The sequence below is a fragment of the Variovorax atrisoli 110B genome (genome assembly GCF_000382045.1).
GTDB classification, from domain to species: domain Bacteria; phylum Pseudomonadota; class Gammaproteobacteria; order Burkholderiales; family Burkholderiaceae_C; genus Variovorax; species Variovorax atrisoli.
The window spans coordinates 22,271-34,981 of the sequence record NZ_KB907470.1 but is presented as its reverse complement, the minus strand read 5'-3'; the positions used below and the strand labels follow the sequence as shown (position 1 = coordinate 34,981).

Sequence of the window (12,711 nt, the reverse complement as noted above, 5' to 3'; positions counted from 1 at the left end):
TCTCCTCGGCCGACAGGCCATGAAAGCACACATATGCTGAATCTTCGCAACATCTCCCGCGTCGTCGTCATCGGCGGCGGAACCGCGGGTTGGTTCTCGGCGCTCACGCTGCGCCGCCTGTTCGCACCGAATGTCGAGGTGCGCGTGATCGAGTCGCCCGACATCGGCATCGTCGGCGTGGGCGAGGGCGGCCTGCTCAATCTGATCGACGCGCTGCGCCGCAACGGCATCGGTCTCAAGGAGTTCGTGCGCGAAACCGGCGCGGCCTTCAAGCTCGGCTTCTGCTACGAAGGCTGGCGCACCGGCGACGACGACGACCGCTACTACCACCTCTTCGGCCGTCCAGGGCTGCAGGAGATCGACTGGATGGAAGCCGGCTTCCATCCTCTGCTTTCAGGCATGGTGCACGAAGGCATCGAGCTGCATCGGTACATACCGGGCTTCGCGTCGATCGCCATCAATGCATCGCAGCAGCAGGCCGCGGCGATGCTCCAGCTCGGCGAGAGTTCGGGCCTGTCGGCGTCCTTCCATTTCGACAGCCACAAGCTGGCCGATTACCTGCGCCGCGTGGCCGTCTCGCGCGGCGTGGTGCACCAGCAGGCGCGCGTCGAGGAGCTGGTGTGCGACGCGGAGGGCATGGCGCGCGCCGCAAGGCTCGAAGGCGTCGAGGAGGTCGTCGGACTCGACCTGCTCATCGATGCGTCCGGGCTGGCACGACTGGGCATCGGCGGCAAGCTGGGCGTGCGCTGGCGCTCGTTCTCCGACTACCTGCTGCTGGATCGGGCCGTGCCTTTCCACATGCCGCATCCGCAGCCCAATCCGTCGCTGGTCACGCGAGCGATCGCGATGCCCGCGGGCTGGATGTGGCAGATACCGCTGATGGAGCGCGTGGGCGCCGGCTACGTCTTCAGCAGCGCCCATACCGACGAGGCGCAGGTCGTCGACGAGATCCATCGCCGCATCGGCCCCGGGATCGAGCCCATGCGCACGCTCAGGTTCGAGCCCGGCCACTTCGAGCAGGTCTGGGTCGGCAACGTGATGGCGATCGGGCTGGCCTCGGGCTTCGTGGAGCCGCTGGAGGCGACTTCCATCGGGCAGATGCTCGAGCAGCTGCGCAATTTCGAGCGCATCGTCGCCGCGGGTGACGGTGTGGTGGCGGGGCACCTGATCGACGACTTCAACGAAGCCAATGCGCGTTGCTGGTCCGGCATCCGCGACTTCCTGCGCATGCACTACGACTGCCCGCGGCGAGACACCGCCTTCTGGCGCGACGTGGCGGAACTGCCGCTGCCGCCCAGCTACGCGGAGCTGTGGGCGTGCTTTCAGCAGCGCACCCCGCGGATGGTCGACGTGCAGGCCTACGCCATCAACGGATGGCAGGGAATCTTCCACGCCATCAACTGGCTCTTCGTGGCCGCGCCGCTGGGCGTGGTGCCGCGCGAGGCGGCTGCGGCCGAACTGGCGAGCCTGCCCGCCGCCAGCCGCAGGCGCGTGGGGGCCTACATCAACCGGATGCGCGAACTCGGCGCTGCGGGCAATTTCTCTTCCACGCAGGAGCGAAGCGCGTGACCCCTCGAACGAAACTCTGCGCGGCCGCCTTGGTGGCCCTGGCCGGCCTGCCCGCCGCCGCGCAGGATGCTCCTGTCGAGCTGAAGGCGTCGCGGCGGCTCGCGCCTAGCGCACTGGCTCGCGAGCTCGGCGCGGCCCGCGCCACGGCGGCGATGCATCCATCGACTCAGGCAGCCGCCGAAGACTCGAAGCCCTTGGAGCTGGCCGATGCCGTGCGCCGCGCGGTGGCGCGCCATCCGTCCATCGCCGATGCCATCGCCACGCTGGCGCAGCAGTCCGGAGGCGCCGACGTGGCGCGCGCCGGCTACTACCCGCAGGTGAAGCTGGGCATGGGGGCAGGCCTCAACAACAACAGCGGCGGCGCAAGGCGCGGCAACGGCATGCTCGCCAGCGCCTCGCTGTCGCAGATGCTCTACGACTTCGGCAAGGTCTCGGGCGCTGTCGACCAGTCCGAGGCCCAGGTCCGGCGCCAGCAGGCCATCGTGCTGAGGCAGATCGATGCGGTCGCGCAGCAGACGGCCGAGGCCGTGGTCAGGGCGCACCGCTACCAGTCGCTCGCCGCGATCGCGCAGGAGCAGGTCAACGCGGTCGAGAAGGTGCTCGAGACCGCGCGGCTGCGCGCGAAGTCGGGGCTGAGCACCGGGGCCGATCCGCTGCAGGCCGAGTCGCGCGTCGAGAGTGCGCGCGCCAACCTGCTGCAGGTGAAGTCGCTGCTCGCGCAGTCGCGCGAACGCCTGGCAACGCTGCTGGGCGGCCCCGCCCCGGCGCTCGTCGCAGCGCTGCCGCAGCAGCTGGCCAGCGAGCTGCGCTTCGACCAGCCGCCGGACACCAGCCTGCTGCCCGAAGTGCTGACCGCAGAGGCGGACCGGCGCGTTGCCGCCGCCCAGCTCGATGTCGCGAAGGCGCAGCGCTACCCGACGCTCAGCCTCGACGTCTCCGCCAACAAGGCCATGGGCGGAGTCAACCCAGGCACGCTGGAACGCAACGGCTTCAACCACACGGTCATGTTCAACCTCTCCAGCGCGATCTACCAGGGCGGCGCGATGGACGCCCAGGTGCGCTCGGCCACCGCCGCCGAGGAGGCCGCGCGCATGCGCATCGATGCCGCCCGCCTGAATGCGGGCGACCAGGCGCGCAGCTTCCGCGAGCAGGTCGCCGGCGCGCAGGCACGACTGGGCGTGCTGGCCGAGCGGCGCCGCAGCATCGCCGAGGCACGCGACCTCTACCGCGAGCAGTACACGCTCGGCACGCGCTCCATCCTCGACCTGCTCAACGCCGAGCAGGAGATCCACCAGGCCGCGGCCGACCAGGAGGCCGTGCTGCACGACCTCTGGGAGAGCCGCATCGGCTACATCGGCGCGACGGGACAGGGCCGCGCCTTCTACGGCCTCGACAACACAACCGTCCAGGGAATGGAGCTGCTTCCATGAAACTGCCTCCGCAGTACACCAGCTGGCTCGACGCCATGCTCTACGTCGCACGCCACTACGGCATCGGCGCCTCGCAGGAGCGCGTGCGCGTCTCGCTGGCATGGGAGCGCGGCACGCCGCTGGACGCGCTGCTCGACCACATGGCGCGGCACCTGGGCCTCGCGTTGCGGCTCGACGCCTTTTCCCGCACGCAGCTCGACCCTTGGCGGCTGCCGCTGGTGGTGGAGTTCGACAACGGCGAGGTCGGGGTGGTCCGCACGGCCGACGGCAGCGGCAGGCTGGGCGTGCTGCTGTGCGGCGACCAGGGACTGGAGACCTCGCTGTCCGTCGACGAGCTCTGTGCGCGCGCGCAGCGCGCCGCCATCCTGCGGCCCAACACGGCCGTGCCCGACGCGCGCGTGGACGACTACATCCGTCCCTACCGCAAGGACTGGTTCTGGGCCGTCGCCCTGCGCGACTGGCGCCGCTATGGCGACATCGTGCTGGCCTCGGTGTTCGCGAACGTGCTGGCGCTGGCCTCGACGATCTTCTCGATGCAGATCTACGACCGGGTGGTGCCCGCCCAGTCGGAGTCCACGCTGTGGGTGCTGTTCGGCGGCGTCATGCTCGCCGTGGCCTTCGAGTTCCTGCTGCGCACGTCGCGCACGCACATCTCCGACGTGATCGGCAAGCGTGCAGACCTCAAGGTGTCCGATCTCGTCTTCGGCCACGCGCTGCGCGTGCGCACCGACGCCCGCTCCAAGTCCACCGGCTCCTTCATCGCCCAGGTGCGCGAGGTGGAGCAGGTGCGGGAGCTGCTCACCTCCACCACCATCGGCGCGGTGGCGGACCTGCCGTTCTTCGTGCTCTTCCTGGTCGTGCTGTGGCTGGTGGCAGGACCCCTCGCGCTGGTGGCGCTGGCCGCGGTGCCCCTGCTGGTGATTCCGGGGCTGCTGATCCAGAAGCCTCTCGCACGGCTCGCCAGCGAGGGCATGCGCGAGTCGGCGCTGCGCAATGCGCTGCTGGTCGAAGCCGTCGAGGGCCTGGAAGACATCAAGCTGATGCGCGCAGAGCCGCGCTTCCAGAACCAGTGGAACCACGCCAACGACGTCGCAGCCGGCGTCAGCATGCGCCAGCGCTTTCTCACGGGGCTGCTCATGACCTGGACGCAGGAGGTGCAGACCACCGTCTACGCGGTGACGCTGCTGGCCGGCTGCTTCCTGGTGATGAAGGGCGAAATGACCACCGGTGCGCTGGTGGGATCGTCGATCCTCGCCTCGCGCATGATCGCGCCGCTCGCGCCGCTTTCGGGCGTGTTTGCGCGCTGGCAGCAGGCCAAGGTGGCGCGGGCCGGGCTCGACCAGCTCATGCAGCGGCCGGTAGACCACCCCGAGCGTGCGCGCCTGGTCCACGTGTCCGCAATGCAGGGACGCTACAACGTCGCAGGCGTCGAATTCCGATACGGCAAGGACGACAGGAGCCCAGCCTTCGCGGCCGCGCAGCTGCAGATACAGCCCGGCGAGAAGGTCGCGCTGCTGGGCCGCATGGGCGCGGGCAAGTCCACGCTGCTACAGCTGCTGGCCGGCCTGCAGTCGCCCCAGCGCGGGCATGTGACGCTCGATTCGCTCGACATCGCGCTGATCGACCCGTCCGACCTGCGCCGCGACGTGGGCCTGCTCACGCAGAACGCGCGGCTCTTCCACGGCTCGATCCGCGAGAACGTCACCATGGGCATGCCGCTGGCGACCGACGATCAGCTGCTGGAGGCGCTCACGATGGCCGGCGCCCTGCCTTTCGTGCAGTCCCGCGCGGAAGGCCTGGGCGAGATGATCCACGAGGGCGGCCTCGGCCTCTCGGGCGGCCAGCGGCAGGCGCTGCTTCTCGCGCGCACGCTCATACGCCAGCCGTCGATCGTGCTGCTGGACGAACCCACCGCGCATTTCGACGAAGTCACGGAACGCCAGGTCATCGATTCGCTCGGCGACTGGCTGGCGCCGCGCACGCTGGTGGTGGCGACGCACCGCATGCCGGTGCTGCACTGGGTGGACCGGATCATCGTGGTCGATGGCGGGCGCGTGGTTCTGGATGGTCCGAGGGACCGCGTGATTGGAGAGCTTTCCCATGGCAACAGCAACGTCTGAAGCGGGCCGTCCCAGTACCGTGGGCGGCGAAGTGGTGGTGGCCGACGCGGCGCAGGCCGCGCCGAAGACGGTCGCGGAACTTCCCGCGCAGCCTGCCACGGCCGCACCGGCAGCGCCGGTGCCTCCGTCGAGGCCGCCGTCGCGGCTGCCCGTGGCGCCAGCCGCCGCACCCCGCTCGCCCTCGGAGCCGCCGCTGCCGCGCTCCTCGCTGATCGTCTGGATCGTCAGCGCGGCGCTGCTCCTGCTGCTGGCGTGGGCCTGGCGCTTCGAGCTCGACGAGGTGTCCACCGGCACCGGCAAGGTGGTGCCGTCGTCGAAGGAGCAGATGGTGCAGTCGCTCGAAGGCGGCATCCTGGTCGACCTGAAGGTGGCCGAGGGCGACATCGTCGAGGAGGGGCAGGTGCTCGCGCAACTCGACAGGACCAAGACCGAGTCGACCGTGCAGGAGAGCGCGTCCCGCATGCGCGCAGCGCTCGCCATGTCGGCGCGGCTGACGGCCGAGGTGGGCGGCACGCCGCTGGCGTTTCCGCCGGAGGTGCAGGCCGACACCGACCTCGTGCGCACCGAGACCGCGCTCTACCGCTCGCGCCGGGAGCAGCTCTCGAGCAGTCTCGCCGGCGTGACGCAGGCGCTGGCGCTGATGCGTAGCGAACTGGCGCTGACCGAGCCGCTGGTGTCGCGCGGCGCCGCGAGCGACGTCGAGGTGCTGCGCCTGAAGCGCCAGATCAACGAGGCCGAGAGCAAGGCGGCCGACATCCGCAGCCAGTACTACGTGAAGGCGCGCGAGGAGCTCGCCAGGGCCAACGCCGAGATCGAGGCGCAGCGCTCGGTGACGCGCGGACGCTCCGATTCGCTCACGCGCCTGACCTTCGCCTCGCCGGTGCGCGGCATCGTGAAGGACATCGCAGTGACCACGGTGGGCGGCGTGCTGCCGCCGGGGGGCAAGCTCATGGAGATCGTGCCGCTCGACGAGAAGCTGCTGGTGGAGGCGCGCATCTCGCCGCGCGACGTGGCCTTCATCCACCCGGGGCAGGAGGCGACGGTGAAGGTGACGGCCTACGACTACGCCATCTTCGGCGGCCTGCCGGGCAAGGTGACGACGATCTCGCCCGACACCATCCAGGACGACGTGAGGCGCGACGTGTACTACTACCGCGTGTACATCCGCACCGACGCCGACCACCTGACGAACAGGAGCGGCAAGAGCTTCCCTATCGTGCCCGGGATGATCGCCTCGGTGGACATCCACACCGGCAGCAAGTCGGTGCTCGACTACCTGGTCAAGCCGCTCAACAAGGCGCGAGAGGCGCTGCGCGAGCGCTGAGGCGAACGAGCGAGCAAGCGAAGAAGCGAACACGCGAAGAGGCGAAACAACGCAGAGGCGAAGGGAGCGCGACGATGGCGAAGGCGGGCACGAAGAAGACGAAGTCACCGGTTCCGGTGCGCAGGCCGGCGATCACGCAGCAGGCGCTGGACGCCCTCGGCACGAGGTTCCGCGCGGCCTTTGCGGCAGGCGACTACGAGAAGGCGCGGGGCTTCGCGTCGCAGGCATGGCAGGCCACGTACAGCCCGCAGCCGCTGGCCGACGTCGCGCTGTGCCTGCTGAGGCTCGGCCAGCCGCAGCAGGCCTATCACCTCTACCTGCGCGTCATCGGCGAACTCGGTACCGCCAACACCTTCGACGGGCTGGCCGAGGCGGCCGGGCAGCTCGGCAAGCGCGACGAGGTGCGCAGGTTCGGCTCCGAGTCGCTGCGGCTGAAGATGCTGGAGGCCGACAGGGAGCCGGCTGCCACCACCGTCGGCCTGCCCGTACCTTGCCGGTTCGACGAACGTAACCGCCATCGCAACCTCATAGCCTTCAGCCTCTTCGGCGGCGATCCGCGCTACTGCGAGATGGCTGTGCTCAACGTGCGGGCCGCGCGCGAGTTCTTCCCGGCGTGGCTGTGCCGCTTCTATGTAGACGATTCCGTGCCGGTCGACGTCTGCGGCCGGCTGATGCGGGAGGGCGCCGCGGTGATCGACGTGCGCTCCATCGGCGGTCAGGACCTGCCGGGCACCATGTGGCGCTTCCTCGCGCTCGACGACCCCTGCGTCCACCGCGTGCAGTTCCGCGATGCCGATTCACTGCTGTCCACCCGCGACCAGGCTGCGGTGCGCGCGTGGTGTGCCTCCGACCGCTGGTTCCACGTGATGCGCGACTACCACTCGCACACCGAGCTCATGCTCGCCGGCATGTGGGGCGCGTGTGCCGGCGTGTTCTGGGACATGGCCGGCGACATGCGCGCCTACCTGCGCAGCCGCCCTTTTTCCTCGCGTTATGCCGACCAGCATTTCCTGCGGCACCGGGTCTGGAAGGTCGCCCAGCGCAGCCTGCTCATGCACGACGAGTGGTTCGACCTGCCGGGCAGCGAGCCCTTTCCGCCCCACGTGCCGATGACGGTGGACGCGCGCTACGCCCATGTGGGCGCCAACATCGGCGCACCCTCGATGCAGGTGGTGCACGAGGCGCCCGACGGCACCCAGGTGCGCTGGACCCTGTACGACGCCGAAGGCCAGCCCGTGTGCAGCTACGACGCGGTCGTGCGCGGCAACGCCTACGAAGCCAGCATTCCGGCGCCCTACGCCGCCGAGATCTCGGCCGGGCGCTGGAAGGTCGTCACGCGCTGAGGCAGCGCGGGAAGGCGAGGCGGGGCGGGCGCCCTGCTCAGAACGGCTCGACGGGCAGCGCGCGCTTGTGTGCGCTCTTGCGATGCGTGGAAAGAATGATGCGACGCGCCTCGGCCGACACAGGCTTGCCTTCGAGGAAGTCGTCGATCTGCTCGTAGGTGACGCCGAAGGCGTCCTCGTCGGGCTTGCCCGGCACCAGCGACTCGAGGTCGGCGGTCGGCACCTTGTAGACCAGCGCGTCGGGCGCGCCCAGCAGCTGCGCCACCGCGCGCACGCGGCGCTTGTTGAGGCCGGTCAGCGGCGTGATGTCGGCCGCGCCGTCGCCGAACTTGGTGAAGAAGCCCATCAGCGCCTCGGCCGCATGGTCGGTGCCGATGACGATGCCGTCGTGCGCGCCGGCCACCGCGAACTGCGCGATCATGCGCTGGCGCGCCTTGATGTTGCCGAGCACGAAGTCTTCATGCGCCGCATCGCGGAACTCCAGGTCACCGGCTTTCAGCGCCGCGAGCATGGCGTCGGCCGCGGGGCGGATGTCCACCGTGATCGTGCGGTCGGGCTTCATCACCGCGAGCGAGGCCTGCGCCTCGGCCTCGTCCTTCTGCACGCCGTAGGGCAGGCGCATCGCGATGAAGCTCGCGTCGTAGCCCGTGGCGCGCAGCTTCTCGACCGCGCGCTGCGCGAGGCAGCCGGCGGTCAGCGAATCGACGCCGCCGCTGATGCCCAGCACCAGCGTCTTCAGGCCGGTCTGCTTCAGGTAGCTTGCGAGAAAGTCGACGCGCCGCTCCAGTTCGCGGGCTGCATCGAAGACGGGCGCGACATGCAGCGCCGCGATGATCTCGCGCTGCGTGTCGTCGACGGGGGTGAGGTCTTGACTCATACGGCGAATTCTCCTTGAGTTCTTCCGGTGGAACACCGCGGAACCGGCTTCGCCGGGCCGCAGGTGTTGCCCCCGGAAGGGGGTTGGCGAAGCGACACGAAGTGCGCGAAGCCTGGGGGCGAGCCTAGAAATCCACGAGGCTGAGGCCGATGCTGAGCACCGTGCGCTTGCGGTTGTAGTCCACCAGCGTGTCGCCGTAGCCCGAGAACAGCTGCGTGTGGAAGCGCAGGTTGCTCTTGGTCGGGTCGCCGATGGCTTTAAGCCATTCGAGGCGGATCGAGCCGCGGCCGCTGTCGCGCAGGTTGTTGCGCACGGTCACGGCGAGCTGGTTGTCGCGGTTGAGGTTCCAGCGGCCGGTGATCTCGGCGCGGCCGATGTAGTCGGCGATGTCGGGGTTGTCGTCCTTCGCGGCGCTTTCGGAGATGCGCTTCCAGATGCGGCCGGTGATGGTGAAGCGGTCGTCCAGCTCGGCGCCGCCCATCAGGTACACGCGGTTCCAGCTGCGCGACAGCGGCAGGCTCTGCCCGTTGGACTGGTGCACGATGCCCAGGCCGGCATAGCGCCAGCGCCAGCCGCCCGGCAGCTTGAAGTCGGCCGGGTAGACATACATCAGCTCGGGCTCGTGGTCGGTGGTGCGGAAGGGCCGCGAGATGGAGCCGTTGAACAGCTGCCAGGTCGACTGCTGGCTGTAGGCGAACCACAGCGAGTCCTTCTTGACCGGGTCGTTCTGCGTGAGCAGGCCCTGCGCGAGCTTGGTGCGCACCGACAGGCCGATGCGCATCTCGTTGGCCTGGTAGGCCACGGGGTCGGCGGTGTGGTCGGGCGAGGGCGAGGTCGGCGTCTCCGGCTTCTTGGTGGCGGCCGAGACCGACACGTTCAGCGGACGGTAGCCGCGGAAGCCGAAGGTGCCGCAGTCGGTGGCGTTCTCCAGTTCCCAGAAGCGCGAGAGCGCCGAGTACTGGCGGTCGCGGCAGCCCTCGGTGGTGGCCACCGAGACCACGCGCGTGGCGGGCACCGATCCGTCCACCGGCGGCTGCGTGCTCGCGAGCACCGGCGGGGCGGGCGGCACCGCGGCGGCGGGCAGCGTCTGCTGCTGCGCCCAGCGGTCGAAGCAGGCCAGGCGGGCCTCGTTGTTGGCGCCGAGCGCGGTGCACTGCTGCCAGGTGAGCTGCGAGTCGGCCAGCGGGCTCGGGGGCTTGTCCACGGCCTGCGCGTGCAACGCGCCCGCCGTACCGCCCAGGCAGGTCGCCACGGCGGCGAGCGTGCCGAACCCGAATCGGGACCGCGGGATGATCTTCTTCGTCTTCGTCATGGCTTCTTTCCTTCCTGTGCCACTGTCTTGCTGAGCACGAACGGGTGCGTGCTCTCGTCGGCCGCATTGCGCCAGGTGCCCCTGAATTCGCGGCCGCACGAGCCGGCCTGCAGCTTGCCGGACCAGACGCCGCTGATGGCGCGCCCGTCCTGCGACTCGTCGATGGAGAGCGCGCCTTCGTCGTCCACGTCGCCCGCGAGCTGCGCGACCGTGGCCTTCGCCGGGTTGGCGCCGTTGCGCGTGATGGTGCCGCGCACGCCGTCGTAGTCGGGGTGCTTGCCGAGCTGCACGACGGCCACGGCCGGCAGGTTGTCGAAGCGGGCTTCCCAGCTGCCGTAGAGCGATTCCAGCGGCAGGTCGCGCGCGTCGGTGGGGCAGTCGGGGTTGCCGCCTCTCATCGAGGCGCAGCCCGAAAGGAGGGCAATGGCGCCGGCGAGCAGCGCACCGGTCGCGGTGGTCTTCTTCTTCATCGTGTTCGTCGTCGTCCTCGCTGTCGTCCTCATGGCGCCGAGGCGGCCGCTGCCGCCTTCGCCGCGCTGTCCTGCGCCTTGCGCGCGAACTCGGCGCGCAGCGCCTTGAGCTTCTCGCGCGGGTCTTCCCTGGTGGTGGCCTTGTCCAGGCCCATCTCGGCGATGAAGCGGCTGGGCACGCAGGGCACCATCTCGCGGCCCTGCTTGCGCTTCTTGGTCCAGCTCACGGCCAGGCTGCGCTGCGCGCGCGTGATGCCCACGTACATCAGGCGGCGCTCTTCCTGCAGGCGCTGCAGCGTGTCTTCGCTGACCTGCTGCTGGCGGCCGTTGTCGTCGTCGAGCTTGAAGGGCAGCAGGCCCTCGCTCACGCCGATGAGCATCACGTGCGGCCACTCGAGGCCCTTGGAGGCATGCAGCGTGGAGAGCGTGACCACGTCCTGGTCCTGCTCGCGCTCGCTGATAGTGGACAGCAGCGAGATCGTCTGCGCCACCTCGAGCAGGCTCTTGCGCTCGCTCTCGATGCCACCGCTGTCGGCGCCGGATGCGTCGTCGAGCGTGCCGCCGGCGCGCTGCGACATCCAGTCGACGAACTCCAGCACGTTGGTCCAGCGCGAGGCCGCGGCGGCCTCGCTGTCCTCGCCGTCGTAGAGGTGCTTCTCGTACTCGATCTCCTTGAGCCAGTCGAGCATGAAGGTGCGCGAGTCCTCGGCGCCCATGGTGCGGCGCGCACGGTATTCGAGGTCGTTGATGTAGCGGCCGAACTCGTGGATGCCCTCGAGCGTGCGCTTGGGCAGCACGCTGGGCAGCGACGGGCTGAAGAGCGCCTCGAACAGGCTCAGCTTGTACTGGCTAGCGAAGGTGCCGAGGCTGGCGAGCGTGGTGTGGCCGATGCCGCGCTTGGGCGTGGTGATGGCGCGCAGGAACGCCGGGTCGTCGTCGTTGTTGACCCACAGGCGGAACCAGCCGCACAGGTCCTTGATCTCGGCGCGGTCGAAGAAGCTCTGGCCGCCGGAGACCTTGTACGGGATCTGCGCCTTGCGCAGCGCCTGCTCGAACACGCGCGCCTGGTGGTTGGCGCGGTAGAGGATGGCGAAGTCGCGGTACTCCTTGTACTGCTTGCCCTGCGTGGTGGCCTCGCCCGCGCGGATGCTGATGATGCGAGCCACCGCGCGCTCGGCCTCGTGCGCCTCGTTGTCGGCATCGACGATGCGCACCGGCTCGCCTTCGCCGAGTTCGGAGAACAGCGTCTTCGGAAAGAGCTTCGGGTTCGGCCCGATCACGTTGTTGGCCGCGCGCAGGATGGCGCTGGTGGAGCGGTAGTTCTGCTCCAGCTTGATGACCTTGAGCTTCGGATAGTCGACCGGCAGCTTGCGCAGGTTGTCCAGCGTGGCGCCGCGCCAGCCGTAGATGGACTGGTCGTCGTCGCCCACCGCGGTGAAGTGGCCGCGCTCGCCGGCCAGGGCCTTGAGCACGTCGTACTGCGTGGCGTTGGTGTCCTGATATTCGTCGACGAGGATGTGGCCCATCTTCGCCTGCCACTTGGCGCGTACTTCAGGGAACTCGTACAGCAGCTTCAGCGGCATGCCGATGAGGTCGTCGAAGTCCACGCTCTGGTAGGCCAGCAGGCGCTCCTCGTAGCGCGCCATGATCTTCGCGGTGATGCGCTCGTTGTCGTCGGCCGCCTGGGCCTCGGCCTGCGCGGCGTTCAGGCCCATGTTCTTCCACTTGCTGATGGTCCACTGCCAGATGCGGGCGGTGGCCGCGTCGGTGGTGCCGCCGGCGTCCTTCAGGATCTTGGTCACGTCGTCGGCATCGAGGATGCTGAACGCGTTCTTCAGGCCGAGCACGCTGCCGTCCTCGCGCATCATGCGCACGCCCAGCGCGTGGAAGGTGCACACCACCACCTTGCGCGCGTCCTTGCCGATGAGGTCTTTCGCGCGCTCGCGCATCTCGGCGGCGGCCTTGTTGGTGAAGGTGATGGCCGCGATGCGCTGCGGCTCGATGCCCGACTGGATCAGCCGGCCGATCTTGTGGGTGATCACTCGCGTCTTGCCCGAGCCCGCGCCGGCGAGCACCAGGCAGGGACCGCTCATGTAGTTGACCGCTTCGAGCTGTGCGGGATTGAGACCGTGGGACATGGGAGGAAAAGAGAACCGAGGAAGCCGGAAACTGCCGCCGCAAACGCCGTGGGGAACGGCCGGCGCAAAGCGGGCAATGATACGGGGCCGGCGCTTTCGCGGCTGTAGGCGCGCAACGCCGATGCATC

At 69.4% G+C, this 12,711-nt stretch carries 9 protein-coding genes; 5 read left to right on the top strand and 4 right to left on the bottom strand.

Going from position 1 to position 12,711, the window contains the following annotated elements; genetic code table 11:
• Positions 1 to 33 precede the first annotated feature (33 nt).
• From G369_RS0132820 to G369_RS36745, 5 genes are all read left to right on the top strand, one after another.
• A complete protein-coding gene (locus G369_RS0132820; RefSeq protein ID WP_019658314.1) occupies positions 34 to 1,569 on the top strand; it encodes a tryptophan halogenase family protein in 1,536 nt (511 codons plus the stop codon).
• Entirely contained in the window at positions 1,566 to 2,999 is a 1,434-nt protein-coding gene (locus tag G369_RS0132815; protein WP_026346834.1) for a TolC family outer membrane protein, read from the top strand. Before G369_RS0132820 ends, G369_RS0132815 begins: the two co-directional genes overlap by 4 nt.
• Positions 2,996 to 5,119, top strand: a complete 2,124-nt coding sequence (locus G369_RS0132810) for a type I secretion system permease/ATPase (protein ID WP_019658312.1) — start codon at positions 2,996 to 2,998, stop codon at positions 5,117 to 5,119. The genes G369_RS0132815 and G369_RS0132810 overlap by 4 nt, the downstream gene beginning before the upstream one ends.
• The gene (locus G369_RS0132805) at positions 5,100 to 6,443 is read left to right on the top strand and encodes an HlyD family type I secretion periplasmic adaptor subunit (protein WP_080647963.1); all 1,344 of its coding nucleotides are present in this window, start codon (positions 5,100 to 5,102) and stop codon (positions 6,441 to 6,443) included. Before G369_RS0132810 ends, G369_RS0132805 begins: the two co-directional genes overlap by 20 nt.
• Before the next feature lie 74 nt (positions 6,444 to 6,517).
• Positions 6,518 to 7,786 (top strand): tetratricopeptide repeat protein, encoded by a 1,269-nt coding sequence (locus G369_RS36745; protein WP_019658310.1) that lies wholly within the window; start codon positions 6,518 to 6,520, stop codon positions 7,784 to 7,786.
• A 37-nt stretch (positions 7,787 to 7,823) separates the two neighbouring features.
• Here G369_RS36745 and nadE read toward each other — a convergent pair whose 3' ends face one another.
• The 4 genes from nadE to G369_RS0132780 all read right to left on the bottom strand — a co-directional run bounded on the left by nadE (position 7,824) and on the right by G369_RS0132780 (position 12,583).
• Positions 7,824 to 8,663 (bottom strand): NAD(+) synthase, encoded by an 840-nt coding sequence (gene nadE / locus G369_RS0132795; RefSeq protein ID WP_019658309.1) that lies wholly within the window; start codon positions 8,661 to 8,663, stop codon positions 7,824 to 7,826.
• 124 nt (positions 8,664 to 8,787) lie between these two features.
• Positions 8,788 to 9,975: a phospholipase A gene (locus tag G369_RS0132790; protein WP_019658308.1), complete on the bottom strand. Its 1,188-nt coding sequence runs from the start codon at positions 9,973 to 9,975 to the stop codon at positions 8,788 to 8,790.
• Positions 9,972 to 10,445: a hypothetical protein gene (locus tag G369_RS0132785; protein WP_019658307.1), complete on the bottom strand. Its 474-nt coding sequence runs from the start codon at positions 10,443 to 10,445 to the stop codon at positions 9,972 to 9,974. Before G369_RS0132785 ends, G369_RS0132790 begins: the two co-directional genes overlap by 4 nt.
• Positions 10,446 to 10,474: 29 nt before the next feature.
• Positions 10,475 to 12,583, bottom strand: a complete 2,109-nt coding sequence (locus G369_RS0132780; RefSeq protein WP_019658306.1) for an ATP-dependent helicase — start codon at positions 12,581 to 12,583, stop codon at positions 10,475 to 10,477.
• Positions 12,584 to 12,711: the final 128 nt, after the last annotated feature.

Excerpts from the sequence above, each read along its gene's own strand:
- G369_RS0132790 (WP_019658308.1), bottom strand. The coding sequence starts at position 9,975 with ATGACGAAGACGAAGAAGATCATCCCGCGGTCCCGATTCGGGTTCGGC.
- G369_RS0132780 (WP_019658306.1), bottom strand. The coding sequence starts at position 12,583 with ATGTCCCACGGTCTCAATCCCGCACAGCTCGAAGCGGTCAACTACATG.
- G369_RS0132805 (WP_080647963.1), top strand. The coding sequence starts at position 5,100 with ATGGCAACAGCAACGTCTGAAGCGGGCCGTCCCAGTACCGTGGGCGGC.
- G369_RS36745 (WP_019658310.1), top strand. The coding sequence starts at position 6,518 with ATGGCGAAGGCGGGCACGAAGAAGACGAAGTCACCGGTTCCGGTGCGC.
- G369_RS0132810 (WP_019658312.1), top strand. The coding sequence starts at position 2,996 with ATGAAACTGCCTCCGCAGTACACCAGCTGGCTCGACGCCATGCTCTAC.
- nadE (WP_019658309.1), bottom strand. The coding sequence starts at position 8,663 with ATGAGTCAAGACCTCACCCCCGTCGACGACACGCAGCGCGAGATCATC.
- G369_RS0132785 (WP_019658307.1), bottom strand. The coding sequence starts at position 10,445 with ATGAAGAAGAAGACCACCGCGACCGGTGCGCTGCTCGCCGGCGCCATT.
- G369_RS0132820 (WP_019658314.1), top strand. The coding sequence starts at position 34 with ATGCTGAATCTTCGCAACATCTCCCGCGTCGTCGTCATCGGCGGCGGA.